Raw genomic sequence first — 24,960 nt, 5'->3', positions numbered from 1 at the left:
GCATCGGCGCGGGCTTCGCGCCCCATGCGGCACGGCGGCGAAGCCGCTGCGTGCCGCGCTACCCCCACGTGCAGACAGGCTTTCGACGCGGCCCGGTGCCGCGTCCTTTTGTCTTGCCTTCCGCCTTTGCCCCTCGCTGGCGCTCCGGGCAGCGGCGGCCCGGCGGCGCTGCTGCACGAGCAGCCAGCACGCCGGCGAACGCGCGAACCAGCGCGATGAAGGCCGCAGGCCGGGCGCGTTCTAGGCAAGACACCTGCACATGGGAAGGCAGCGCGAAGTGCGGTGCGAATGCACCCGCACTGCACGCGCGACGACACGGCGACGAACAGCAGAACGACACGCCCGATGGCACGACAAGATGCACGGCAACGTGCAGCGAATCGTCGGCGATCATGGGCGTGACTCCAGCCAGACCGGACGCGCAACGCCGATCACGGCGGCTGTGCTGACCGGCCCGAAATACCGGCTGTCGAACGACGCCGGGTTGATCGCGCTCAAGAGGAACAGTTCGCCAGGCCGGAGCTGGCGGCATTGTCGCCAGGAAGGCAGCGGACGGCCCAGCCGGTCGGCGGCCAGCACGCCGGCCACCGGCACGCCATCGATCCAGACCAGCGCATCGAAAACGCACACAGTTTGCGGTGCGATGGCGCCCACGCGCTTGAGCAGCGGCACGCGCGCCGGCAGGTAGCGGCGCTGCGCAGCCAGCGCGGCGGTGTCCGCCGGCAACGTGGTCACGACGATGCTGCCAACGGACAAAGGCCGGGGCAGCGAGTCGGTGCGCTGGTGGAGCGGTTCCACGCGATACCAGCCAATCGCCACGCTGTCGGACGGGTTGTAGATCAGGCGCGGTAGCGGATGCACGAAGGACGCCCAGGCCAACGCAGCGAGGCCGCAGGCGGACAGGCCCGCCAGTACGAGGTGAGCGCGCAGGCGTGAGCGCGGACACGGCGCGGTGCCGGCAGTAGAAACGGCGGTCATGACAGCGCCCTCCCGGTCAACCAGGCAGCGTGCCGCTCGGCGGTGTATTCGGGCAGAGGCAAGCGCGCCGCGAGCCGGTTCGCGAGCGTGCGCCAGTACGCGGACGAGGCAGTAGCGGGAGCAATACCCAGCGCCTCGATGGCGTCGATGCGCTCCAGCACGGCGCGCACCTGATTCTCGCCCTCGGCGTGCAGCAGCAGGCGCGCGCCCGGCTGCACGCCGGGGAGGCGCTGCGCCGTGTCCAGCGGCGGGCAAGTCTGCATCACCATGAGCTGCCAGCGGATCGTGCCGTAGTCGTTGGCCTGCCAACGGATGCGGCAGAGCACGGCGTTCGGCATGAACATGGCGAGACTGCGCCAACGGTCGAGCCGCAGCGTGCGCGCGGGTTCGCCAAAGCGCAGGTAGAGCTTGAAGCGCGGTTCGATGTAAGCCAGCGCCACGCGCGTCAGCGGCGCGCTGGCAGGCTGGCCGGAAAGTGCTGCGAGCGCAGTCGTGGCCGCGCCAGCGACAGGCGAAGCGGATGCAGTCATGGGGTGTTCTCCCTATGGTGTTCTGGAAACTCTCTGTCCAACAGGCCGCGCAGCAAGTCGACCACCGTCACGCCCTGCGTGAAGGCCGAAACCTTGATGCGCGCCCGCATCGCGGGCGTGATGTCGAGGGTCAGGCGAGCCGTGTAGGTGTCGCCCTTGTTGAGTGCATCGCCGTCGCCCTGGCGAATCCACGCCTCGGCGTGCGGATTCGTGGGTGGGCGCGCGCCGATGCCGACGCGCTTGGCCGCGCGTTTGCTGTTTGGCGGCAGCTTCGCTGTCATGCCGGCCACCGCAGCAGTTCGTCCACCAGCGCGGTGATTTCGCGCGCAGCGGCACTGTCCGGCGCCGTCTCGCGGGCGAGCCGGCCAGCGGCCACGCTGTCGGCAAACACGATGCGCTGGCGCACTTCCGCGCGCAGCGCAGGAAGCGGCTGGTCGGCGAGCGCCTGGCGCGCTTCGCGCCCGATCACGGTGGTGCTGACGCGCCGGTTGATGACGAAGGCCGCGCGCAGCGCAGGCCGGAAGACTTGCGCCTCGCGGATCAGCGCCACCATCTCGACGCTGGCCCACAGGTCGTAGGGGCTGGGCTGCACGGGGATCAGCACGCGCTCGGCCGCCAGCAGCGCGGAGCGCGCCAAGGCGGCGATGCGCGGCGGCCCGTCGATGACGACGTGATCGGCTCGGCGGGCGAGTTCTGGGGCCTCCTGATGCAGCGTTTCGCGTGCGAGGCCCACGGCGCTGAACAGCCGTGGCAAGCCTTGCTGGCTTCTGCGCTGTGTCCAGTCGAGCGATGAACCCTGCGGGTCGGCGTCCAGCAGAACGACGTGCTGGCCGCGCATCGCCAGCTCGCCGGCAATGTGCGTAGCGAGCGTGGTCTTGCCCACGCCGCCTTTCTGGTTGAGCAGAGCGACGATCATGGCCTGGCCCTCCTTGCTGGAAAGCCGGGCTGTTGCTGCTGCGCTTCGTGCCGCGTGGCGGTTATCCACCGTGGCGCGGCGCTTCTACTATCAGTTAGAGAATTTAAGTTAGGGAAGTTAGGAGAGGCTGAAACCCGCGCCGTTATTGGCTTTGCGGCCGATCCGTACTCCTGATAGCACGATAGCCGTACTCCCAATAGCACGATACCTCGTACTCCTGATAGCACGAGTCCGTCCACAGGCAACGCACCGTTTATCCCCGTGCCGTGAACGGCACGGGCCGAAAGGTCAGCAGTTCGGCGCTGTTGTCCGGCATTCGCTCGATGCCCAGGACGTAGCCGGGCATCGACTGCCGCGCGACCAGCGCGCGCAGGTCGTAGGCGAAGTCCGAGAAGCGCGTGGCGCTGCCCGATTTCCGATACAGGTGCCGGAAGTCGAATTGCCAGCCGCCCGGCTGTCGCCCGCCGTGCTTGCGCACCAGTCGGTACAGCCACCGCTCGATGCCACCCGTGAGCCGGAAATATGCCGGGTCGATGGTCAGCACCAGCGCGGCATCCATGACACCCGCATAAAACCAGTCCGGCAGGATCAGCTCCAGCCCCAAGGGCGTGCCCATCGCATCGGCCAGCTCCTTCCACTCGTTGATCCACGAGAAGCGGTGCAGCCGTCTTCCCGTGGTCTCGCGGATCGACGTGGCCACCGTGGTGGACTGCAGGCGATCCAGCGCGGCCTTGAGGCGCTGGTAGTCGCGCAGCGACGTACCGCGCCCGATGAAGCGCAGGATCTCGTAGGGCGTGGCCTGCATCAGCCGCGACGGGCTTAAGCCCGCGTCGCGCGCCTCCACGATCTGCGAGGCAGCCCAGATCAGCACGTCCGCGTCCCAGATCGTGGCGATGCCGTGCTCCTGCGTGCCCTCCACTCGGATCGTGATGCCGCTGGCGCGGAAGTCGATCGGCGCCGTGCGCCGCGACTTCGCCAGCGAGAAGAACGGAAAGGCCATCAAGTCCTGGCTGTCGCGCGGCGCCATGTCGCCCGGCAGGGCGCGGAACAGGTCGAGCTGTTCGCGCTCCGGCACGGGCCGCTGCCGGGACGGCAGCGCAGGGCTGGACATGGCGAAGGCCACCCGCGCGCCAGCGATCAGCGCGCACGGCTGTCCGCCGAGTGCTGCTCGGCGTACTCGGGATCGGACGTGCTCTCGAAGCTGCGCTCGGCGGCCCAGGCATCGAGGTCGGCCACGGCGTACATGACGCGGCGGCCGAACTTGCGGAACTTGGGGCCGCCACCAAGCACGCGCTGCTTCTCCAGCGTGCGCGGCGACAGCCGCAGGTAGTCGGCGGCTTCGTCGTTGGTGAGATAGCGCTGCGGCTGCGCAGCGGAAGCAATGGGAGCGGCGGCAGGCCGCAAGGGAGCAGGACGCATGGTGAGAACCTCCATCGGTTGCAGGGCTCCGGCCACACAGCGCAACCGGATGGAGGCAGTCTCAGAAAACGAAGCCCTCTTGCTCAGGGTCGTTTTGCGCTCTCTTCAAAACGACCCTTCTCAAGCGGCGGCAGTTGTGCTAGGCGGCGATAGCCGCCGCGCATCAACGCATCGCCGCGCCGTACCAGGCGGCGAACCTTGGAACGCAGGCCGCCGTCGCTGTACCAGCCGGCCGCGGCATCGACGCCGAACAAGCCCTCGGCCACGTCACGCAAGGACGCGCCCGCGAGGGTGGCGTCGAGCGCCTGCAGGGTGTGTAGCTCCAGCAGCGCCGCAGGCGGTGGCCTGGGCCGCGCCATTGGCGCAGGCGTGTCGGGCACATGCGTGGTGCCGCGACCGCGGTGGGCGTAAGCCATGGCCATGCCGTCCTCCAGGCTAGGCGCCAGCGCATAGCGCAGGCAATGGCCTGAACTGCGCGCGATCAGCGCCAGGCCCTTGCCGTCATGCAACAGTTGCTTGTGACCGGGGATGCACCAGAAGGCGAAGGCCGCAGCGTCAGGCGGCGGATCGGCATCCGGGTGGAGCTGCACCACGGCCTCATGGCCGGGGAGCCAGGCCGGATGCGCGTCACGCGCATCCAGGGCCGGGTCTTCCAGCAGACGCAAGCCCCAGCGATGCGCAGCATCGAGGCGGCGCGCACGGTGCAGCCAGTCAAGCCGGTAATCGGGATGGCGGCGCAGATACTCCCAGGCCAGTGCCAGCGTATCCAGGCACAGCACGTAGAGGTAGGCGGCAGTCGGATACCAGTGCGCGAGGTGGTGCGGTTCGGCCATGACGCAAACTCCCGTAGAGCAGGACGGCCGTCACCGGTTTCACACGCAAACGTCACCGCATCGAACTAGCATCCAATCGTGAATAAGCTGGTAGATTAGTAACTTGCGTGTCAAGACGAAAGGCATCCGATGGATTGCATGGATCGTCTGAATGCGACGGTGGCGCGCGAGGAAATGCGCGCCTCCTGCGCTATCCACCGTGCCCGATGGCACGGCTGGCGTCATGACCGTTTGCGTCAGGGTGGCACTGGTTTGGTGCAACAGTGCGGACTAAGACCTGATGGGTCTGGAGCAAGACCAAAATAGCCTCAATGCGCCCGGCTTGGCTTCGGCGCGCACGGCTCAATCGAGGACGGAACCGTTCTCCTGAGCCAGCCGCAGGTACTCCGACAACGGGCGCACCGCCCGGAAATACCGGTCCCGCATGACGGGTTGCTGGCGTGGCCCGACGATGGTCGCCAGGTCGGAAAGTTTCACCGTCCCCAACTCGGGCATGCTGATTCCCAGGTCGATCAGGCCGTAGGCCGTGTCCCCATCGACGGGATCGAGCGAGGTCAGCAGCCAGGTGGCGTGCGCATCTGGCGTGAACAACCGCACCACGGGCAACGGGTCATTGGCCAAGCCAGCGGCCAGGACCCGGCCGTGTTCCAGCAGTTGCTTGCGCTCGTCCTCGGTGATGAGCTGGTTCATGGGCGTCCCCTCATTCGCACAGAACCGCCGAAGCGTGAAAGCGCAAAACCGCATCGGCGGGTTTGTGGAAAGGTACGGATGCGGCTTTGCGCCTCTGTGAGAAGCCGCAGATACGGATTTCCGTAAAAGCACGAAAGCGGCAGGCGGGCATAGTTGAACACTATAGATTGTAGTCCTATAGGGCGCAATCGGCTGTCATCTTGGATTTTGGGGAGATCCAGGGTTGGCAGCGAAACATACATTGTCGGAGGCACTAAAGACCATCAGGAAAGCACGTGGTTTGAGCCAGGAAGCGTTCTCGGACGTGTCCAGCCGCACCTACATGAGCACGCTGGAGCGCGACCTCAAAAGCCCTACCTTGAACAAGCTGGCCGAGCTGTGCGAGGTCATGGAGATTCATCCGCTCACGCTGCTGACGCTGGCCTATGCCGGCGGCGACCTGCAGCAGGTCGATCAGCTTCTGGTGCAGGTGCGCCAGGAGTTGGAGACTGTGGCGAAGAAGAGTGACACGCCATAGCGTGCGTCATCGCTGGCGTGGCCGATCCGGCGCCGCCGGTTCGGGGACTGCAGGGGCGCCAAGCATCGCGCGGCGGGGATAGGCCGCAGAGCTTTCCCCCGGAGGTAAGCGCAGCGCGCAGCGCCATCGGCGCGAAGCTGCGATAGGGATTGAAGCCGAATGGCCATGACGGCGAAGTCGGCATGGGGCGCAGCCCGCAAAGCCCGGTCGGCGCAGTGCGCCGAATCGCCCAGCATCCGCCCTGGCACCATGAGGTCATGGTGATGCTGCCCGACCACCACTATCACGAAGCTGGAAGAGCCAAGCCTTCCAGTCTGCTGATCCACGCAGTACAGCGCCCCGCCGCAGCGGGCGGGGCGCTGGCGGCCGTCAGGCCGCCTGGGGTTTGCTGCGCGACCAGATCAGGTCGTGCGTGCCGTTCTCACCTTCGATCAGGCGGGCGTAGACCGTGGCCGGGAACGAAGGATCGTCAAGGGTCACGGAGATGTACTCGCGCCCGGCCTCGCTGGTCTTCTTCCACGCCGCGCCGATGTCGTGACTGGCGGCCTGCAGGCGGAAGTCCGGAGCCTTCTCGTTGTCGCCCTTGTCGTTGGGCACCAGTTTGACCTTGACGTTGAGCATCAGGGTGCGAAGCGTGCCGGTGAAGCCGTCTTTGTCTGCGGTGAAGCTGCCGATGTTGGCCATGATGAAACTCCTTTTGGTGGAACAAGGTTCGCGCCCATCGCGTCCTTGTTGTGATCCGGCCGGCGGGGGACGGGCGGGCTGCACCGCTTGCGGTCGCAACGCAGTGGAGAGCCGGGAGGCGAAAAGAATTTGGCCCGCGAGGAATGCGCGCAGCGCAGGGGAAATTGTTTTCGCCGGACGGTTGCAGCCATGAAGCCCGAGGCGCAGCCGCGCCACCGCCAGGATTCACAACAACACAAGGACGCCTTGGGCCGAACCGCATCGAAAGGAGACAGAGCCGACTCGGCATCCCCGCATGAAGGCTGCACTGGCCCGCCCACTGACGCAGGCCAGGTCAACCACCCGACGACAAGCGAGAACGCCCCGGCCGCACCTTGCGGGGCCGGTCTTGAGGCGTGGCGTGGAAGCTCCATAGCGATGCCGGGCGGGATGTTCGTGAACCGTCCTTCGTGACGTGATGGGCAAGAACCGCCAGCGTTGAGGACGGCACGCATTCGCACAACCTGCCGCAGCAAGCACCAGCGTGTTCGCCAGCTCTGTCCATTGCGGCGGGGCGCTGGCCGGGCCGCAATGGCGCAGCCGGTTTGGCAGCATTGAGGGACACCAAGCTGTGGCACAGCGGGGATAGAACGTCTTTGGCACGATGCTGATGACGGTTGTTCCTGCGTCCTCACTATGCGCTGCATCTCCACTTCAAAAAATAGATCTCCCTGTTTTGGGCTTTGGAGCAGTTGGGCCGATTTATGATGCTGCGCGTCCAAGCCAAACCTTGTGTATTTTCTGGCCAAGCAAGTTATTGATTCATATAAATAAACCATGAACCCTAGGATGAAGTTCCTTTTGAAGACGATGCAAGGAGTGGCGCTGCTTGCAGCTTGTGCAGCAACATCGGCAAGCACGCTAACTCCCTATTTAGATTCAAACATCATCTACATCAAGCTTGAAGGCCGGATCGAAGAAGGTGATCCTTATCGCTTGATGCAAGTCCTAAATACCTCCAAGGCCAAGAACTTCAAGGTCTGGGGACTAATCCTCAAATCTCCTGGAGGAAGCGTTGAGGCTGGATTGCAACTGGCATCGATCGTCCGACAAAATGGCCTGTCGACCCACGTAAGCGCCAACGACATTTGTGCAAGTGCCTGCTTCTACCCATTTGCAGCGGGCGTTTATCGGTGGGCCGACACCAATGCGCGTGTAGGAGTTCATAGCGCCGCAGAAAACGGAAGGGAGACAGACAGAGCAACAGCCGCAACGATCCGTTTCTCTAGAGTGCTCGCCACGTTGGACGTGCCTGATGCCATTCTCGGCAAAATCGTCAAGACGCCGCCAGAGAAAACATACTTTCTCACGCCGCAAGACCTAGCCTCCATGGGCGTGCAGTTCATACCTACTCCTGCTAGCAAAATTCAGAACATCCTGGCAGATGCTGGTATGAGTGCGCAAAAAATACGTGACCCAATTCAAGACAGAAAGCGCGCTCGTGAGCTAAACCAGTTGGGATTGGATGAGCTGCGCGATGGCCGCATTGAAAAGGCTGTAGCTACGCTGACTGAGGCTGCAACGCTATATCCATTCGACGCGGAAATCCTTGGAAACTTAGGCTATGCACAATATTTGCAAGGCATACATGATGCAGCACTTGGCACACTTTTAACGGCGTTAAAAGTGCAACCCACCCGAGCTGCAACGCTCCAAAACCTGGGCTTGGTATACGCGGAACTAGGCAAATCAACGCAGGCGGCTCAATATTTCCTTGCCTACGTGAAAGCGGCCAAGAACACACAGGTGGCTCTGGATACGCTGCAAAAATGGGCCGTCGATACGACACGCCCGGAACGCGCGCAAGCAGCGCTGCTAGCTGTGAACTCACTCAACGATCCCAGCATGTGAGCATGCTTGGCTTTGTATTTGCAGATCGGGCGCGGTGCTAACGATGCTTATTCCTTCGTCTCGATGATCCACCACACGGCCCGCGCCAAGGCACGGCCCGTGATGGGGTGAATGTCGGTGAGGTCGGCGCAGGCCATCCAGCCCGAGGGCGGACGTTAGCCGCGCACGTCGCCCTCGCCGTGCCAGCGGCGTGCGCGCACGGTGCCGGGGACGTAGATTGCCGCCATGCGTGGGCAACTGGTGGTATTGATGGTGGGCATGGTTCGGCTCCCTGCGGCAAAGCGCCCCGGCCTTGGCCGGGGCGCTTGCCTTCGGCATGGGTCAGGCGGCCAATACTTTAGCGGGTTCATCCGCCTCGGTGGCGACGTCCTCCGCACCGTTCTGCGGGTCTGCCTCCGGCGCGTCTGCCGTATTGAAGATGGCAGGCATCCAGGCCGTGCCCTTCGCCAGCCGCTCGGCCTCGCTGGCAATGTCGGCCTTCTTGAGCTTCGCCAGCCGATTGACGCTCTCGGGCGCAAATTCGCCCACGGCTTGCAGAACCACAGCCTTCGGAACGTGTTTGAAATACCCCTCGGCGGTCGGCTGCCACCACGTGGCCATGTCAAGGCCCACGGCCTGCGCCAGTTCCGCGCCCGGCTGCTGCACCGTGGCACGCGGCGTCACCACGTCCACCGTCGAAGCCACGCACACGGCCAGCAGCTTGACCAGTTCGCCTTGCTCCATCTCCAGCAGCGCGGCGAACAGTTCGGCACTGTCCTCGGGCAGCTTACCGCTCCATGCCTCTTGCAGTTCGCGCAGGGCCACAGCGGCGGGCGACTCGGGCCAGTCCGGGGCCATGCCTTCCAGCCGGTCTTGCACTTTCAGGCTCACGCCCAGCGGCATATCGTGGCCGTAGTAGCGGCTCTGCAAGACGGTCTGCACCATGCCATGCACCAGCGCGGCCAACGCGACTTGCGGATGCCGGGCGGCTTCGATTTGCAGCGCGGCGGTGCGATGGGCGCTCAGGCGCTGGGCCAGTCGGTCGGAAATCGCTGCGGCCTTCGGCTGCATGTCTTCCTCGCCTTCGTCATCGTTCGCGGCATCTGGGTCGCTGAACCCTTGGCGCAGCCTTTCGAGCGTGCGCAGCGCCTTGGCCTCGGCTTCACGCAGCAGCCCCCGATGAATCACGGCCTCGCCGTTGCGGTCGATGGTGACGATGGCACCGGCTGCGGCCTTCACGTTCGCGCCGTATCCCTGCAAGCCTTCTTCCAGCGCTTGCAACTGCTCGCCCAGGGCTTCGCCTTCCTCCTGCAAGGCATCGGCCTTGTCCGCGTCGTCGGAGTCCGTCGCGGCATCAATGGCTTCGGCCACCTCCTGCATCTTGGCTTGCAGCTTCTCGATGCGTTGTGCTTCGCGCTTGCTCGGTTCGCGGCGCTCCCTCGGCGCACGCTGGAAAGCGTGCAGATCGGCATGGGTCATGCCCGGCGTGGCATCGGCCCAAGCCCAGCCCTCGGCCCTCACCTCGGCGGCGATGCCCGCCAGCTTGTCTTGCGCCAGCCGCTCCAGCAATGCGGCGTCGGTCAGGTACACGCCCGCATCGCCTTCCGCGAACAGATCACGGCGAACTCCGCCGCCCGCCTGCTCGTAGGCGTCCAGCCCGACGAAGCGCACCAGCGGATGCCGGTAGGCATCAATCTCGCGCTCGGTGAGGCGGTCGCGCAGGTCGGATGGCTGGCGCTGCCATTGCGGCGCATCGTAGAAGGCACTTTCCTGCGCGCCGTGGTCGTCGGTGATGGACAACGCCATCAACTGATCCAGCGTCACGGCATCGGCCCGATAGTCCGCCATCAGGCGTGGCGAAACATTCGCCAGCTTCAAGCGGCGCTGCACCACCAGCGGCGTGACGGAGAAATCCGCCGCAATGTCCTCGATGGGCCGGCCTTCGGCCACCAGCGCCGCAAAGGCTTCAAACTGGTCTGCGGGGTGCATGGCTTCGCGCTGCACGTTCTCGGTGAGGCTGGCGGTGCGTGCCGTGCCATCGGCCACCTGCAGGCAAGGCACCTGCCAATCCTTGGCGATGCGGTGTTTCTTCGCCAGCAGCTTCAAAGCTGCAAGGCGACGGCCACCGGCCACCACCTCGTAATGCTTGCCATCGGCGGATGCAATGACGATGAGGTTTTGCAGCAGGCCCACGCGCTGGATGGACGCCGCCAGTTCGGGGATGGGCATGCGCGGGACGGTCTTGCGCACGTTGCGGCCCGTGAGGCGCAGCACCAGCCGCGACAGCGGAACCAGAATCATGTGCTTGCTCGGGTCGGCGGCTTGCAGCACATTCGCGTCGCTGCTGGCTGCGGTGTTGACGGCGCGGGCTTCGGTGTAGGTAATAGCGTTCATGGTGAATCTCCAATCGAGTGAAACAAGGGAATGGAGGGGAAACCGCCCCTCCGGCGGAGGAACGGTCAAGCCTTGAGGGCGCGCATGCCATCGGCCAGCAGCCACAGGGCACGGTTCAGGCGAATGTCCGAATCAATGCCCTGCACGGGGCGGGTCTGCTGTCTGCGGCCATTGGCGGCGCGGCCATGCAATCCGCCCTTGGTCAGGTTCTCCTGCGTGCGGTTGAACACGCTCCACAGGTCGGGGCGGCGGTCGTCGAAGCGGCGCGGCATCAGGATTTGCGATTCCGTGATGGGCGCGGGCTTAGTCGGGTCGTCGTACTTGAGGGCCAGCGCGGCGCGGGCGAACACTTCCGATTCCCCGGCATCCAACGTGATGGCCTGCATGGATTCGCGCGATTCCTGCGCATGCTCGAAACCACTCAATACCTGATAGGCGCCCTCGATGACGTGCCCGGCCACGTCGCCTTTGTGGGGCACGCGCACATCGCCCACGGTGTCGCCGCAGACAAGGCCATTGCTGCAAACGAAGCGGAACATGCCGCCCAGCAATTGATAGCTGCTCGTGCCGTCGTGCGAGTTCAGCAGGATGATTTCGTTGGCTTCGCGGGCGTTGATCTGGTTGGCATGACGCAGGCGCAGCATGTGTTTCGTGTGCTCGCGCCGACCCTCGTTGCGCACGCGGGTCTGGCACACCCATGAAGGGTTGAAACCCCTCCTTGCGAAGCTCGGTCAACACGGCAGCCGTGGGGATGTAGGCGTATCGCTCGGAGCGGCTCTCATGCGGGGCATCCGCGAAGATGGACGGGGCCACCCTGCGAATCTGGTCATCGGACAGCGGGGTTTCGCTGCGCAGCGCGGGGGAGTGGGAAGCAAAACGGGTTGCAAGCATGTCGTTCTCCTGAACAAAAAGGCTGTTGAAGAAAACCGCACACCGGATTCCAAGATTCGGAGCCCAGCCTTTGTGGCTGTTCGGTGCGGTCGGCACGAGGAACCCGGTTGGCCCTGTTGCCACCGTCTTTCCTGAGTTCATCGCCCGCGGCCAAAGGAGCGCGCGGACGGGGGCCGTCAAGGAAACAAGCGCAGGGTGGGTGCGGCCCGCAGGCGCAGCCGAGGACACGGCCCTGCGCGCCTTGATGGCTCACGGGAGCGGGCTACAGTCGCGGACAAGGTGATGGAGTCAGGGAAGACGGCTGGACCTGGCAACGGTCCTCCCTGTGTGCCGACCGCACGGCAAGCGAAGCGCGCAGGCCCGGATCTGGAAGCCGGGCCGGAGGCGTCAGCCGAGCGGAGCGAGGGAACGATGGAAGCCCGAAGGGGGCGAGACGCCGTGGCCGAAGGGTGCGGCGGCTCGATGCGCTATGCGCACGACAGCGCGACCGGCCATGCCCCCTTGGCCGGGACGCCCACGCAAGTCACCCCAAACTTCAACAAATAAAGATACTTGTTGTAAATTGTGACTTGGACGGAAGTCGTATCTTTAGCCGCAAAGAAACATCAGGAGAAAAAATGACGCGTAGAGCCTTTTACAGCTTTCACTACCAGCCAGACAACTGGAGAGCTGCCCTGACCTGCCCCCTTTTGCCGTGCCATTCATAACGAGGAAGTCCGGGGTTGCAAGATTAGTTGATCTCGATGGTGGTTGAGCTGGTTTGAGCTGCATCGCCAGCGCGCTGGCGATGCAGCTCGGCGAACTTGGCCGGTGGCATTCGCCCGCAGCTGCTATGCGGGCGGACCTCGTTGTAGTCCTGGCGCCAGAGCGTGATGGCCGACCGGGCCTGCTGCAGCGTCTCGAACCACTGCTCGTTCAGGCACTCGTCCCTGAACTTGCCGTTGAAGCTCTCGATGTAGCCGTTCTGCATGGGGCGTCCCGGCTCGATCAGGATGTGACGGATGCCGTGGGCCTGCGCCCAGCCCATGAAGGCCCGGCTGGTGAACTCCGGACCGTTGTCGGTGCGCACGGCCTGCGGGTAGCCCCTGAACACGGCCGCTTGATCCAGCAGTCGCGTAACGTATTGCCCCGAGATTCCCCAGTCCACCGAGATGCTCACGCACTCGTGGCTGAAGTCATCGGCCACGGTCAAGCACTTGATGCGCCGTCCCGTGCTCAGGCTGTCGCTGACGAAGTCCATGCTCCACACCTCATTGACCGTCGTGGCCAGTTGCAGCGGCACGCGTTCGTTGGCGGGGCGTTTGACCTTCTTGCGCTTGCGCACCGCCAAGTTGGCGGCGCTGTACAGGCGGTAGACGCGCTTGTGGTTCACAGCCGGGAAGTGCGGGCGCAGCATGTCGTGGATGCGCCGATAGCCGAAGCGCCGGCGTGCATGCGCGATCTCGACGATCTTGCTGCTGAGCTCTTGGGTCATGGCATCGGTCTCGGGTGGGTGGCGGTAGCTGTCGCGGGAGAGCCCCACAAGCCTGCAGGCGCGCCGCTCGCTCAGATCGCATTGCTCGATCATGGTGGCGATGGCCGCGCGCTTGGCCTGTGGGGCTAGCGCTTTACCCCGAAGGCCGTATTCAGCGCGTGGATGTCCAGATGGGCCTCTGCCAACAGCTTCTTGAGCTTGTTGTTCTCGGCCTCGAGTTCACGCAGCCGCCGGGCGTCGGGCACGTCCATCCCACCGTACTTGGCACGCCATTTGTAGAAGGTCGCGTCGCTGAAGCCGCCTTTGCGGCACAGATCCTTGATCGGCAAACCGGCCTCGGCCTGCTTGATGAAACCGATGATCTGCTCCTCGGTAAATCTGCTCTTTCTCATGTCCGTCATTCTCCAAGTTGACGGACTTCGCTGCCATTACGCTGGTACGGCTGGGAGGGGGCAGGTCACAGGCTATCCGCATTGGGGCCGCATCGTCGCTCCCATCGAAACCGACGCCATGTTTGGAGACATGTGCTCCAGGGGACTGCGCATTGATGGACCTGAAATTGCGCGTATCCGCGATGCGGCACGTCGGCACGAAATGGTGGTTTCGATCGGCTTCAACGAAGGGACGGATGCGAGCGTGGGTTGTCTCTGGAACGCCAATGTGCTGATCGGTAGTGATGGTGGCTTTCTCAACCATCACCGTAAGCTGGTGCCTACCTATGTGGAGAAGCTATTCTGGGCGAATGGAGACGGTTCGGGTCTGAATGTAAGCCAGACGGCCCTTGGGCGAATTGGCATGCTGATTTGTGGTGAAAATGCCAATCCGCTAGCGCGCTATGCACTGATGGCGCAGGGAGAGCAGGTACACATTTCCAGCTATCCGTCTGTCGCACCTTCGCTGCATCCGGATGGGACTGGTGGTTATGACATCCAAGACGGTATTCGCATCCGCGCGGCAGCGCACTCCTTTGAAGCGAAGGTATTCAACATAGTTGCTGGGTCCCCGTTTGATGCAACTGCGCGCAAGTATCTGGAACGCATCGGTGCCGAGAGGCTCGCCTTGCTCGACCATGGATCACCCGTCGTGTCGATGATCACCGATCCCTCGGGAAAACCGATCTCTGAGGTAATGCAAGCGGATGAAGGTCTTTGCGTGGCCGAGATCGACCTCGCCAAGGCGCTTCCTGTCAAACGCATTCATGACGTAGTGGGTTACTACAACCGATTCGACGTCTTCAGTCTCAAGGTTAATAAGGCAAAAAATCTTCCAATCGATATTTGCAATTCAGGAAATGAGCAGGCGTTCTTGAAGCAGAACACATCGCCTGCCAGTGAGCACCCAGAAGGCGTCGACGAATTCAAGGCTACGAGGTAAGAGGGTTTAGACGAGATCGGCTACCGCAGGTAGTCAATCGACAGGAGGCAGAGCCTCAGTGCTGTTGTTCAACTGTGTTGTGCATTGCTGCCTCGTTGACACTATGACCGGTATGCTGGGCAAACAGCAGTTTGACGAAGAGAGATCCAGCTGCAGATCTCGATCGATACTCGTGCTGGCCGGTCAACCGTAATGCCGATCGTCGAGACTCGATACGACGTCTACTTCGTGGCCCTTTGTCTCGTAGCGCACAGCACGTACGTCGTGGACCACGATGGAGTCTCGTCTCAGCGAGAGAGTTGGATTCTGAGGCTTTGGTCCATGCCGGTAGGCCTCGCGCTCTGGATAGAGGATGCAAGGATGAAACCAGCGTTCCGGACCTTCTTCTTCGTATTCCCATAACGCAACCTCGGCCGTGGCCTGATCGCCATGAGCGTTTTCCACATCACTAGCCTTGCGAAACAGGACGACGTTGTCACCAGCCGGCGGTTCATCCGGGCGTCGATTCTGAGCAGAGGCATAGACAATGCCTTCGAGGTTTAACGCAAGGTGGGCGGCTAGGTAATCTGCAACAGCCTGTGTCACCAGGTAGTCCCGATCTTGAAGTTCGGGGACCACAGGGGCTGAGATGCGGTCCCCCAAAGTTCGGAGGAAGTCGCGTCGCTGTGCAGCGGCACGCGTGTTCGGATCAAACAGGCTGCTCTCGGGGCTCAGTTCAACCGTCGCCAGTCGCCGCAGATCCAACAGACGTATCGGACGAATAACGTCGAATGCGGCAAGCACTACTCGGCTGCCGACTGGCGGACGCACTTCAGCAATGCAAACTTCAGGCGAGGTTGCTCCGTAGAAAGCCGGCTGACCCTGCCCATTCATTCTTCCTGCCGCGCCAATGCCGGCGGCTGGCGATCCCAGCAGCCGTTCAGGCCACTTAAGCGCTTCAGTTAAGGCTCCGTCCGTCTGGAATACCCGTGCCCGATAGAAGGTGCTCAGGAGCGTTCCGGGTCCTGCCTCCACGACCACAGGCAAACCTTCCATGTTTCGATCATTGGCAAGTTCGCCGAAGATCTTCTCAAGCAGATGGATCGCCTGGGGATTGAAATAGCGAACGTCGCTACGGAGGCTCTCTTCCATCTCCCTCCAAGAGTGGCTGAGTTCCGCTGCCATGCTGGCTTTGCGAACAAACCACGGTTCATCGTCGCCATATCGCGATTCACCGGAACTCGGGTCGTGCCAGAGGCTTGCAAGGCTCTCAACTACTGCCTCAACGGCTTCTTGGGGCATGCCAGTCAAACGGGCGACCGTCGATGGTAGATCCTCCCCAGCGGGGGTGTAATTGAAACGCACCACCGCCATAGTATTGCTGGAGTCCTCGAAGAAGGTGTCGAGAACTTCATCGCAAAGCTCAGTCACCATCCATAGATCGGCTGCGCTTTTCGCGTCGCAATATTCGCAAGGGGTTTTATCTGAAGAGGCATCTTCGACAAGCCGCCGAAGAAACGTGTCGCCAATACAGCTTGAGCAGATGAAGCTCATAGATGAACCTTTAGAGAAAACCAGGTCGACAACATACCCTTAGCAAGAAATCTAGAGATTGTCAGAAGGTTGATAAGAAACGAATTCAACATCCAAGAGGCAGTAGATGAGATTTGCTACTCCCGCTCAATCACGCGCAGCAATGCGGTGCGACGCTCAGACAGCGGGCCAAATAATTGAGTTACATCATCGACGGACATGCCAGCTTGAAGAGAATCGAGAATGTCTGCCCAGTCCTGCATGATGATTTTGCGCGAGCCGATGAATTTTGTATGGTCATAGGGGGCTCGAGAAGAATCCTTGGCGCGCTTTGAGTGTGCTAACTGGAGATCAACGCGCTTTTCAGGATAGCCCAGCAAACTTAGTATCGTCGTCGCTGTTGAGCGGAAACCATGTGATGAGAAACGACCGGCGTAACCCATCCGCTTCAGAGCTTGATTGAGCGTTGTCGTCGACATTACTTGGCCAGGCTTTCGATAGCTTGGAAACAACGCCTTTCCACCACCAGTCAGAGCATGTAGTTCTCGCAGAGCGACTAATGCTTGTTTCGACAGCGGGACAATGTGTGGGCGCCGCATCTTCATGCGTTCGGCCGGAATAGTCCATACCGCTGCATCAAGATCAAATTCTTCCCAGGTCGATTTACGCAATTCGACAGTTCGGACATACGTCAGCGCCATTAGCTTTAATGCTAAGACCGTTGTGCGGTAACCACCCTCACCATCAACCCGATTCAGAAAATCGGGAATCTCGGCCCATGTCAGCGGGGGATTGTGGCGGACTTGCGGACGCTTCACCAACCCCTTTAGTAAGGAGGCCGGGTCGAACTCGCAGATTCCTTGAGCGGCAGCGTAGGAGAAAATCTGGCCGCACCACTGCCGGATCAAAATTGCGACAGTCTTTGCGCCTCTATTCGCCACCTCCTTGATTATCGGGCGGAGATGTGGCGCTCTAATGGTGCTGATCGGCAGCTTGCCGAGCTTTGGGAAAACGTCTTTTTCGAGGTAGGTTGTGACTTGCCCACGGTAGTAGTCACTCCAGTGTGCATTGCTGACGATCCACTCTTTGGCGGTTGACTCGAAAGTGTGTTCGTAAGCCTCGACCTGCAACGCGACCTTGGCCTTCTTTTCGACGATGGGGTCGATGCCTTGCCTGACAAGGGACTTGGCCCAGTCACGCTCTGCGCGCGCGAGCTCCAACGACACTTTGGGGTATACGCCGATGGAGTAGACCTGGGAGGCTCCTCCCAGACGATAGCGATACCACCATAGCTTGCTGCCGTTGGTTTGAACGCGAAGAAAGAGGCTTCCACCGTCACGAAGTTGGTAGACCTTCGGACCTGGCTGTGCTGTCTCGACCTTGCGAGCGGATAAGAGATTGAGTGCCATGTGTATAACGCCTCCACTTTGCCCCGTTACACACAGCATTACACACTTTAGCAGTGGATTTGTCCAGCTTTCAGTAGCCGTCCGCAGACACTCAACTCAATAAAATCAATAACTTATCTGAACTCAGTAGATGTTGTTGGATGTTGATGGACGCCAATGTTAGTTGTCTAGCATCAACAGCATGGGCAATCTCCTTGAGTCTTGGAGCCGCCGTGCCGGGGGAGCTATCTTGAGATGCGAACCTGTCACCGGTACCGGCGGCAGGATGCAGTTTTGAACCGCAACGACATGCCGCTTCCTAGCGGAAGCGCCACCACTGGGAAGTGAGGGTCGTAGCGAGTCGGGACATGATGAGTCGGGCTTGAAAACTGTGATGAGACGGGGCCTGTGCAACGGGACAGGCTGACTTCTGGGCGGATTCTAACGTGTCCTGGGCGAACGTGTCGAGTGCGGCTTTGCACGAGGACCGACAGTGCCCGCTTGCAAGCCTCGCAGACGCAGCCCCGCGCAGAGCATCCCGAAATGGGCTGGAGCGAACCTGCGGCCGGACGGCGCGCCGGCAGCGGCGACAGGCCATAGAAACGCCGATAGAATCGTCAACAGGCGGATACTCAAAAAAATATCGCCGTATTACCCAGTCCCTCCGTATCCGCCATTACATAAATCAACCGGGCGATAAACGATGCGCCTTCCCTCGATACAGGGTCTGCTTGCTTTCGAAGCTGTGGCACGGTTGCGCAGCGTCAATCTGGCGGCCGACGAACTCAGTATTACCCCGAGCGCCGTCAGCCACCGCATCCGCCAACTCGAAACCCAATTGGCGGTGCGCTTTTTCTCCGGCCGCGATTTCAATCTCAGCGTCGACGGCGTCACCTATCTGGCTCGCGTGCGGGAAGCCATCACGGCGCTGCAACAGGTGCCCGGCCACCAGAACGCACTGGCGGCACGCAGATTGCGCGTCGCGGTCACACCCACGTTCTCGCGCCAAATGTTGCTGCCTCGGCTGGCGGTTTTCTGCCACGCGCATCCCAACATCGAACTGATGCTGCAGGTGGCCACGCCCGTGCGCAACATGACGGTCGAAGAGGCCGACATCGAACTGCGCTTCGGCACCGGGCCGTTTCATGACCGAGAATGCCTGCCCTTGCTGGCCGATGAGGTCAGTCCGGTGTGCAGCCTCGATTATCTGCGCCGCCACGGGCCGTTCAACGGTTTTGCCACCGACGATGCCGTGTCGCGTGCCCAGTTGCTGCGCACGCCGCTGGAATCCTGGAGCACCTGGTTCAAGGCGCACGACATCAATCTGCCCGAACCGGCCATGGGCAACCAGTTCAGCGACCTTGGCCTGATGCACGACGCGGCCGCGGCCAGCCTGGGGGTGGCGCTGATGCGCCTGAAGCTGGGTAGATCGTGGCTGGCCAGCGGGCAGTTGGTGCGGCTGTCGACCCGCAGCGTGCCGTCGCCGAATGCATATTTCCTGTGCTGGCGGCCGGGTGCGCTCGAGCGCGTGGAATGCGCGGCCTTCGTCGATTGGGTGCGCCGCGCCATGGATGACTGAGCAGAAATTCGACCTGAATTGTTTTCAGGTCGAATAACGCGATTTTTCAGATTGCCGCTGGAAGCGCGCCATATAGTGTTCTCCCAGGCAACAGCATGGTCGCTATGGAGACACCGTAATGCGGACGCAGATTCGCGAGCCACGCGCATGGCCAGCCTGCTGTGGCAGCGCGACGGCCTGGCCGACATGCTGGGCGCCTTGTCGATCCGCCCTCCCTCTTCGCAACCCCCCTGCCAGCCCGCCACCAGGGCCATCACCCATGCGCTTGAATGACTGCCACAATTTCCAAGATTTCCGCCGCCTGGCCCGGCGCCGTCTGCCCAGGCCGATTTTCGACTACATCGATGGCGGCGCCGACGACGAAGTGACGATGCGCCGCAACACCTCCGCATTCGATACCTGCGCCCTGGTTCCCAACGTGCTGCGCGGCGTGTCGGACGTGGACCTCTCGGTCACCGTGATGGGACAGAAGCTCGACCTGCCGTTCTATCTGTCGCCCACGGCGCTGCAACGGCTGTTCCATCATCGAGGCGAGCGCGCCACCGCGGCGGCGGCCGAACGTTTTGGAACGATGTTCGGGGTCTCGTCGCTGGGCACCGTCTCGATGGAAGAGCTGGCCAGAAAGCACAGCACCCCGCAGGTCTACCAGTTCTATTTCCACAAAGACCGCGGCCTGAACCGCGCCATGATGGAGACTGCCCGGCAAAGCGGCATCAAGGTGATGATGCTGACGGTCGACAGCATCACCGGCGGCAACCGCGAGCGCGATCTGCGCACGGGCTTCACCATTCCATTCCGCCTGACAGCGGGTGGGATGTATCAGTTCGCGATCAAGCCTGGCTGGGGCCTGAATTTCCTGACGCATGAAAAGTTCAGCCTGCCGCAGCTCGATGCCCACATCGACATGAAGGGCGACTCGTTGAGCATCAGCCGCTACTTCACCGAGATGCTCGATCCCACGATGAACTGGGACGACGTGGCCCGGATGGTGGCGCAATGGAACGGCCAGTTCTGCCTGAAAGGCATCATGAGCGTGGCCGATGCCCGCCGGGCGGCCGACATCGGCTGCACCGGCATCGTGCTGTCGAATCATGGCGGGCGCCAGCTCGACGGTTCGGCCACGGGCTTCGACCAGCTCGACGACATCGTGCAGGCGGTCGGCCACCGGCTGGACGTGCTGATCGACGGCGGCATCCAGCGCGGCACCCATGTGCTGAAGGCGCTATCGCTGGGAGCCAAAGCGGTGGGGCTGGGGCGCTACTACCTGTTCCCGCTGGCTGCCGCCGGGCAAGCCGGAATCGAGCGGGCGCTGGGCCAGCTCAAGAGCGAAGTCGTGCGCGACATGCGCCTGATGGGCGCGCGGCGGGTGTCGGACCTGGGGCGGGAAAACCTGCGATACGTCGCCGTCGGGTAGCGCTGTCCTGGATACAGGGGTCTTTTGATCTATCGGTTCGGACACCCCAGCGAGGCATCGCAGCGCGCGGCCGGGCTGGGATTCGATTCCGGAAAGCGCCCTCCGGTCCGCCCCGCTCATGCTCGGCCTGGCGGGTTCACTCGAACCCGTACAGCCGGGCCGGGTTGTCCACCAGGATGCGCGTGCGCACGGCCTCGTCTGGCACCCAGGCGCAGAACAGATCGACCAGGTGGCCGTCGTCGGGCACCTGGCCTGGCGTGAACAGCGCGGGATGCGGCCAGTTGGTGCCGAAAACCAGGCGGTCCGGACGTGCCTGCACCAACGCCTGCACGATGGGACCGATGTCACGATAGTGCGGCGCGCCGCTATCCGAGCGGCGGTACCAGCTGGAGATCTTGGTCCAGCAGTCGTCGCGTTCGCGCAGTATCTTCAGCAGCGTCTGGAAACCCGGCGATTGCGGCCCCTGCGCGCCGCGCACCGCGCCCAGGTGGTCGAACACCAGCGGCACCGGCACGCGCAGCAGCTCGTCTTCCAGCGACACCAGTTCGTCGATGTTGGCCACGTGCACCTGCACGTGCCAGCCCATGGGCTTCAGGCGATCCGCCAGCGCGCCGATGGCGGCGGTGCCGCCATATCCTTTTACATGCGTGGACAGCCGCACGCCGCGCATGCCGCCGCGATCCAGGCGCGCGAGCTCGGTGGGCGTGACGTCCACGGACAGGCCCGCCACGCCACGCGCCCGGTGCCGGCCCAGCTCGGCGATCACGTCCAGCGTCAGCGAATTGTCGGCGCCGTACACGCTGGCGCTGACCTGTACCGTGCGGTCCAGGCCGACCTGGTCGCACATCTTCAGGTATTGCTCCAGCGTGGCCGTTTGCGGGGTGTACGAGCGGCCGGGGATCAGGGGATAGCGCGCCTCGTCCTGGTAGACGTGGCAGTGGCAGTCGGTGGCGCCGGCCGGCAGGGCCCAGGCGGGCCGGCTGGCGCGCGGCAGCGGCGGCAGGCAAAGAGGGGGGATGTCTTGGGCTTGCGGTTGCATGCGAGGTGTCCTCAATCGGCCGGCTGGATGTTGGCCTCTTGCGCGACCTTGTTCCACTTCACGGTCTCGCTGGCCAGGATGCGGTCGAAGTCGGCGCCGCTGCCGGGCAGGGCGTCCGCGCCCAGGTCGCGCAATTGCTGCCGCACTTCCGGCTTGGCCAGGCTCTCCTTCATGGCGGCGCTGACGCGATCCAGCACCGCCTTGGGCGTGCCGGCCGGGAACAGCACGCCGGTGGTGGTGCTGGCCTCGAAGCCGGGCAGGCCGGACTCGGCCAGCGTGGGCAGTTCCGGCATCACGCTGGAGCGCGTTTCCGTGGTCACGCCCAGGGCGTGCAGCTTGCCGGCCTTGATCTGCGCGAGGGTGGAGGCCAGTTGGTCGAAGGTCATGTCGACGTGGCCGCCCAACAGGTCGGCCACGGCCAGGCTGCTGCCCTTGTAGGGCACATGCAGCAGCTTGGTGCCGCTGAGCTTCTGGAACAGTTCGCCGGTCAGGTGCGCGGCGGTGCCCACGCCTGCCGACGCCATGGTCAGCTTGCCGGGGCGCTCCTTGGCATAGCTGATGAATTCGGCGACGGTCTTCACGGGTAGGGCGGCGCTGACGGCCAGGACCAGCGGCGCACGCGCCACGGTGCCGGCGGCGGCGAAGTCCTGGGTGGGCTCGAGCCTGGCGTTCGGATGCAGCGCTTTCAAGGCAGCCAGCGCCCCGGTCGAGCCCAGCACTGCGGTGTAGCCGTCCGGGGCGCTGCGCGCCACGAACTCGGCGCCCACGATGCCGGCGGCGCCGGCCTTGTTCTCGACGATGACAGGCTGTCCCAGGCTTTGCGACAGGCCGCTGGCCACGATGCGGGCCGTGGCGTCGATGTTGCCGCCCGGCGGGAACGGCACGATCAGGCGCAGGGGTTTCTCGGGATACTGGGCGTGGGCCGGCAGCGCGCCCGCACAGAGCAGCAGGGCGGCAGCAAGCCGAAGGGCGATCTTCATGGTGTCTCCGTTGTGGTTATGGACGGCCGCGAATCCTTGGCGTTCGCGCCGGGATGCGGCGGCGGCCCGGGGCACCGGGCCATGCCGCGCATTGGGGGGGAATCAGCCCGCGTACTTGCGGCTCAGTTCCAGCAGTTCAGGGGTGCCGACCAGGCCATTGAGGGCGTTGAAGTCGTTCATCTCGGGCCACATCGGTTCGGTGGTGCCATGCTCCTTCAGGCTGGCGAAATAGCGTTGCAGCTGGCGCGAGACGAAGCGGGCGGTGCCGCCGGGAAAGATGACGATGCGGTAGCCGCGTTCGGACAGCTCGCGCGCGCTGCGCACGGGCGTCTTGCCGCCTTCGACCATGTTGGCCAGCAGCGGCGTGCGCGACGCGAACTGCTTGCACACGGTGTCCATGTCGGCCGTACTGTTCACGGCCTCGATGAACAACGCGTCCACGCCACAGGCCAAGTAGGCCTCGGCGCGTTCGCGAGCGGCCTCCAGGCCCTCCACGGCCACGGCATCGGTGCGCGCCAGGATCAGCGTGTCGGTCGCGTGGCGGGCGTCCAGCGCGGCGCGCAGCTTGCCGCACATCTCGGCGGTGGACACCAGGCTCTTGTTCTCCAGGTGGCCGCAGCGCTTGGGAAACGTCTGGTCCTCCAGCTGGATCATGGCGGCGCCGGCGCGTTCGAACAGGCGCACGGTGCGCTGCGTGTTCAGGGCGTTGCCATAGCCTGTGTCGCCGTCGACGATGATGGGCAGGCGGACGCGGTCGGTGATGCGTTGCAGGACGTCGGCGGTCTCGGTGGCGGTGGTCAACCCCACGTCGGAGCGGCCGAGCTGCGAGTAGGCCACCGCGCCGCCCGACAGGTACAGGGCGTCGAAGCCGGCCTGCTCGGCGATCAGGGCGGTCAGGGCGTCGTACACGCCGGGCGCCAGCACCGCCTGGGGGCCGGCCAGGCGATCGCGCAGGGAAATGCGGTTCATGTCATCTCTCCCGAGGCCGCGTCAGGCCGCCTGGGCATCGCGTTGAGCGGCCAGCTGCGCTTCCATGTCTTCCTTCAGCACGCGGGGCTTCCAGGTCTCGAAGCGCATGCCCATGGCGGCGGCCTGGCGCTTTTCGTAGTCCAGGAACTCTTGCGTGATGGCGGTGCCGCGCACGCCGCCGCGCACCGCGCCGGCACGCGCGTCGCCGTAGTACTCGGCCCAATCTTCAGGCAACGGCTGCGAGGTGGGCACGGCCAGCCACAGGCGGAACAGGTGGCGTTTCAGGTCGGGATCGTCGAAATCCTCGAACGGCGTGCGCGAGTGCAGCGTGACGTAGTTGTTCAGCAACTGCATGTCGCCGCGTTCCAGTTCCATCGAGAAGCACAGCTGGTCGCTGGGCAGCAGTTCGTCCAGCAGGTCCAGCGCCTCTTCCTGTTGGGCCGTCAGGCGCGGCACCTCGGGAAAGTCGCGCTGCGCCGCCACGGTATTCTTGCGGTTGGTGCGCGCCGAGAAGTATTCGGGATGGTTGCCGAAGATGGGGCAGCGGTAGAAGGGCGGCTGGCTGGGATCATTGGTGCCCTGGTAGCTGTGGAAGAACGGGCTTTCCAGCACGGGGATCAGATCCGGGCGGCGGCGCCGCACTTCATCGCGCAGGGCCATGGAGCTGACCACCTTGCTCTGGCCGCCGGTCTTGGCGGTGCGGCGGCACAGCAGCGCGACCACGTCGCACGAGTCCTGGTGGAAGTCGAGGCCGGCATTGGTGTTGTAGCCGCGGCCCCCCTTCACCTTGTATTCCCCGCCCTCGTTGCGCACGTCGTTCATGACCTGGCTGGCGCGGTTCTGCGTACGGCCCACGCCCATGTGCAGGCCCATGCCCCAATACGCCAGGCGGGAATCCTCCTCGGTCCACTCGTCCACCGGAAAACCCTTGACCAGGCACATGCCCCAGCGGCCCTGCGTAATGGCGATGGCGCGGGTCAGGGCATCGCGGCTGACCCGCGGCAGGGGGAAGTCGGTCTGCTCCATGGCCAGCAGCGGCTTCGGATGCTGCTTGGCGTAGGCCAGCGCATCGCGCACGCCCTGGATTTCGTCGGCCTTGAGGCGAAGGATCCAGGAGGTGTCCTGGCTGGCTTGCTCGGCGGTCCAGGGTTGGGGGCGTTCGGACGGGGCGGCTTGCATGGGTGTCTCCTGCGTGGTGCGTATGGGGTATGCAGGGTAGTCTAAGCAACCGAACTAAATTAGAAAAGCGAACTTATTTGACAAAGTTCATAAGAAAATTTGATGTAGTGGCGTGCTGCGGCGCGGCGGGCCCGGCCGTTTGCCGTTTCACGGCCGGCGCCAATCGGCTGCACGGCTTGGTCCCCTCCGCCAGTAGCCGGCCAGCGCGGCCCGCCGTAGACTCAAGACCTATCTCTTACAAGGAGCGATCGATGACTTTCCGCATTCGACAGGTCAGGACGGCATGCGCGGCGCTGGCGCTGGCGGCCTGCGCAGGCGCGGCCTGGGCGCA

Annotated in this window: 24 protein-coding genes and 2 pseudogenes; 6 read left to right on the top strand and 20 right to left on the bottom strand. The window is 63.6% G+C overall.

Annotated features, from left to right (window positions below; translation table 11 throughout):
* Nucleotides 1-58: 58 nt before the first annotated feature.
* The 9 genes from A6745_RS27800 to A6745_RS10030 form a co-directional block, all read right to left on the bottom strand.
* Nucleotides 59-394, bottom strand: coding sequence for a hypothetical protein (locus tag A6745_RS27800; protein WP_231885966.1), 336 nt, complete (start codon nucleotides 392-394; stop codon nucleotides 59-61).
* A complete protein-coding gene (locus A6745_RS10065) occupies nucleotides 391-978 on the bottom strand; it encodes a S26 family signal peptidase (RefSeq protein WP_066126530.1) in 588 nt (195 codons plus the stop codon). Before A6745_RS10065 ends, A6745_RS27800 begins: the two co-directional genes overlap by 4 nt.
* Nucleotides 975-1,508, bottom strand: coding sequence for a DUF2840 domain-containing protein (locus A6745_RS10060; RefSeq protein WP_066126528.1), 534 nt, complete (start codon nucleotides 1,506-1,508; stop codon nucleotides 975-977). Before A6745_RS10060 ends, A6745_RS10065 begins: the two co-directional genes overlap by 4 nt.
* Nucleotides 1,505-1,789, bottom strand: coding sequence for a chromosome partitioning protein ParB (locus A6745_RS10055; RefSeq protein WP_066126618.1), 285 nt, complete (start codon nucleotides 1,787-1,789; stop codon nucleotides 1,505-1,507). Before A6745_RS10055 ends, A6745_RS10060 begins: the two co-directional genes overlap by 4 nt.
* On the bottom strand, nucleotides 1,786-2,424 hold the full coding sequence (gene parA / locus A6745_RS10050; protein WP_066126527.1) for a ParA family partition ATPase: 639 nt from the start codon (nucleotides 2,422-2,424) through the stop codon (nucleotides 1,786-1,788). Before parA ends, A6745_RS10055 begins: the two co-directional genes overlap by 4 nt.
* Nucleotides 2,425-2,677: 253 nt before the next feature.
* Nucleotides 2,678-3,535 (bottom strand): replication initiator protein A, encoded by an 858-nt coding sequence (locus tag A6745_RS10045; RefSeq protein ID WP_066126617.1) that lies wholly within the window; start codon nucleotides 3,533-3,535, stop codon nucleotides 2,678-2,680.
* Nucleotides 3,536-3,561: 26 nt separating this feature from the next.
* Complete coding sequence (locus A6745_RS10040) at nucleotides 3,562-3,843, bottom strand: helix-turn-helix transcriptional regulator (protein ID WP_066126615.1); 282 nt, start codon at nucleotides 3,841-3,843, stop codon at nucleotides 3,562-3,564.
* 83 nt (nucleotides 3,844-3,926) lie between these two features.
* Complete coding sequence (locus A6745_RS10035) at nucleotides 3,927-4,676, bottom strand: DUF2285 domain-containing protein (protein WP_066126525.1); 750 nt, start codon at nucleotides 4,674-4,676, stop codon at nucleotides 3,927-3,929.
* Between the two features lie 342 nt (nucleotides 4,677-5,018).
* Complete coding sequence (locus A6745_RS10030) at nucleotides 5,019-5,366, bottom strand: DUF2958 domain-containing protein (protein ID WP_066126524.1); 348 nt, start codon at nucleotides 5,364-5,366, stop codon at nucleotides 5,019-5,021.
* A gap of 223 nt (nucleotides 5,367-5,589) precedes the next feature.
* Here A6745_RS10030 and A6745_RS10025 point away from each other — a divergent pair, with 223 nt between their 5' ends.
* On the top strand, nucleotides 5,590-5,883 hold the full coding sequence (locus A6745_RS10025) for a helix-turn-helix domain-containing protein (RefSeq protein ID WP_082853004.1): 294 nt from the start codon (nucleotides 5,590-5,592) through the stop codon (nucleotides 5,881-5,883).
* A gap of 369 nt (nucleotides 5,884-6,252) precedes the next feature.
* Here A6745_RS10025 and A6745_RS10020 read toward each other — a convergent pair whose 3' ends face one another.
* Entirely contained in the window at nucleotides 6,253-6,567 is a 315-nt protein-coding gene (locus A6745_RS10020; RefSeq protein ID WP_066126521.1) for a DUF736 domain-containing protein, read from the bottom strand.
* A gap of 828 nt (nucleotides 6,568-7,395) precedes the next feature.
* On the opposite strand from A6745_RS10020, the gene A6745_RS28655 reads away from it, so the two are divergent.
* Nucleotides 7,396-8,457, top strand: coding sequence for a tetratricopeptide repeat protein (locus tag A6745_RS28655; RefSeq protein ID WP_175218203.1), 1,062 nt, complete (start codon nucleotides 7,396-7,398; stop codon nucleotides 8,455-8,457).
* Between the two features lie 47 nt (nucleotides 8,458-8,504).
* Here the strand turns inward: A6745_RS28655 and A6745_RS10015 are convergent.
* From A6745_RS10015 to A6745_RS10000, 4 genes and pseudogenes are all read right to left on the bottom strand, one after another.
* Nucleotides 8,505-8,717, bottom strand: a pseudogene (locus tag A6745_RS10015) (hypothetical protein).
* Between the two features lie 61 nt (nucleotides 8,718-8,778).
* Nucleotides 8,779-10,830, bottom strand: coding sequence for a ParB/RepB/Spo0J family partition protein (locus A6745_RS10010; RefSeq protein WP_066126520.1), 2,052 nt, complete (start codon nucleotides 10,828-10,830; stop codon nucleotides 8,779-8,781).
* Between the two features lie 65 nt (nucleotides 10,831-10,895).
* Nucleotides 10,896-11,721: pseudogene (locus tag A6745_RS10005) on the bottom strand (DUF932 domain-containing protein).
* Nucleotides 11,722-12,451: 730 nt separating this feature from the next.
* A protein-coding gene (locus A6745_RS10000) for an IS3 family transposase (protein ID WP_407922726.1) occupies nucleotides 12,452-13,587 on the bottom strand; the annotation gives its coding sequence in 2 pieces (ribosomal slippage) (nucleotides 12,452-13,332 and nucleotides 13,332-13,587; 1,137 coding nt in all).
* On the opposite strand from A6745_RS10000, the gene A6745_RS09990 reads away from it, so the two are divergent.
* Nucleotides 13,586-14,569 carry a nitrilase-related carbon-nitrogen hydrolase gene (locus A6745_RS09990; protein WP_231885965.1) on the top strand — a complete coding sequence of 328 codons (984 nt, stop codon included), beginning with the start codon at nucleotides 13,586-13,588 and terminating at the stop codon, nucleotides 14,567-14,569. The two genes, A6745_RS10000 and A6745_RS09990, sit on opposite strands and share 2 nt — an antisense overlap.
* Nucleotides 14,570-14,752: 183 nt before the next feature.
* Here the strand turns inward: A6745_RS09990 and A6745_RS27785 are convergent, their stop codons facing one another.
* Both A6745_RS27785 and A6745_RS27780 read right to left on the bottom strand, forming a co-directional pair.
* Nucleotides 14,753-16,102, bottom strand: coding sequence for an RES family NAD+ phosphorylase (locus tag A6745_RS27785; RefSeq protein WP_082853003.1), 1,350 nt, complete (start codon nucleotides 16,100-16,102; stop codon nucleotides 14,753-14,755).
* A gap of 116 nt (nucleotides 16,103-16,218) precedes the next feature.
* The gene (locus A6745_RS27780) at nucleotides 16,219-17,490 is read right to left on the bottom strand and encodes a tyrosine-type recombinase/integrase (protein ID WP_082853002.1); all 1,272 of its coding nucleotides are present in this window, start codon (nucleotides 17,488-17,490) and stop codon (nucleotides 16,219-16,221) included.
* A gap of 682 nt (nucleotides 17,491-18,172) precedes the next feature.
* Between A6745_RS27780 and A6745_RS09980 the strand changes: the two genes are divergently transcribed.
* From A6745_RS09980 to A6745_RS09975, 3 genes are all read left to right on the top strand, one after another.
* The gene (locus A6745_RS09980) at nucleotides 18,173-19,048 is read left to right on the top strand and encodes a LysR substrate-binding domain-containing protein (RefSeq protein ID WP_066126515.1); all 876 of its coding nucleotides are present in this window, start codon (nucleotides 18,173-18,175) and stop codon (nucleotides 19,046-19,048) included.
* A 147-nt stretch (nucleotides 19,049-19,195) separates the two neighbouring features.
* On the top strand, nucleotides 19,196-19,321 hold the full coding sequence (locus A6745_RS29540; RefSeq protein WP_269148890.1) for a hypothetical protein: 126 nt from the start codon (nucleotides 19,196-19,198) through the stop codon (nucleotides 19,319-19,321).
* Nucleotides 19,308-20,462 (top strand): alpha-hydroxy acid oxidase, encoded by a 1,155-nt coding sequence (locus A6745_RS09975; protein ID WP_066126514.1) that lies wholly within the window; start codon nucleotides 19,308-19,310, stop codon nucleotides 20,460-20,462. Before A6745_RS29540 ends, A6745_RS09975 begins: the two co-directional genes overlap by 14 nt.
* A 136-nt stretch (nucleotides 20,463-20,598) precedes the next feature.
* On the opposite strand, the gene A6745_RS09970 is transcribed toward A6745_RS09975, so the two are convergent.
* The 4 genes from A6745_RS09970 to A6745_RS09955 form a co-directional block, all read right to left on the bottom strand.
* Entirely contained in the window at nucleotides 20,599-21,501 is a 903-nt protein-coding gene (locus tag A6745_RS09970; RefSeq protein ID WP_066126513.1) for an amidohydrolase family protein, read from the bottom strand.
* A gap of 11 nt (nucleotides 21,502-21,512) precedes the next feature.
* A complete protein-coding gene (locus A6745_RS09965) occupies nucleotides 21,513-22,481 on the bottom strand; it encodes a Bug family tripartite tricarboxylate transporter substrate binding protein (RefSeq protein WP_066126511.1) in 969 nt (322 codons plus the stop codon).
* A 102-nt stretch (nucleotides 22,482-22,583) separates the two neighbouring features.
* A complete protein-coding gene (locus A6745_RS09960; protein ID WP_066126507.1) occupies nucleotides 22,584-23,450 on the bottom strand; it encodes an isocitrate lyase/PEP mutase family protein in 867 nt (288 codons plus the stop codon).
* A 21-nt stretch (nucleotides 23,451-23,471) separates the two neighbouring features.
* Entirely contained in the window at nucleotides 23,472-24,629 is a 1,158-nt protein-coding gene (locus A6745_RS09955) for a TauD/TfdA family dioxygenase (protein WP_066126504.1), read from the bottom strand.
* Nucleotides 24,630-24,960: the final 331 nt, after the last annotated feature.

The organism is Bordetella ansorpii, assembly GCF_900078705.1.
GTDB classification, from domain to species: Bacteria; Pseudomonadota; Gammaproteobacteria; order Burkholderiales; family Burkholderiaceae_B; genus Bordetella; species Bordetella ansorpii_A.
Note: the sequence above shows the minus strand (reverse complement) of the source record. Positions and strands in the feature narration are given on the sequence as shown.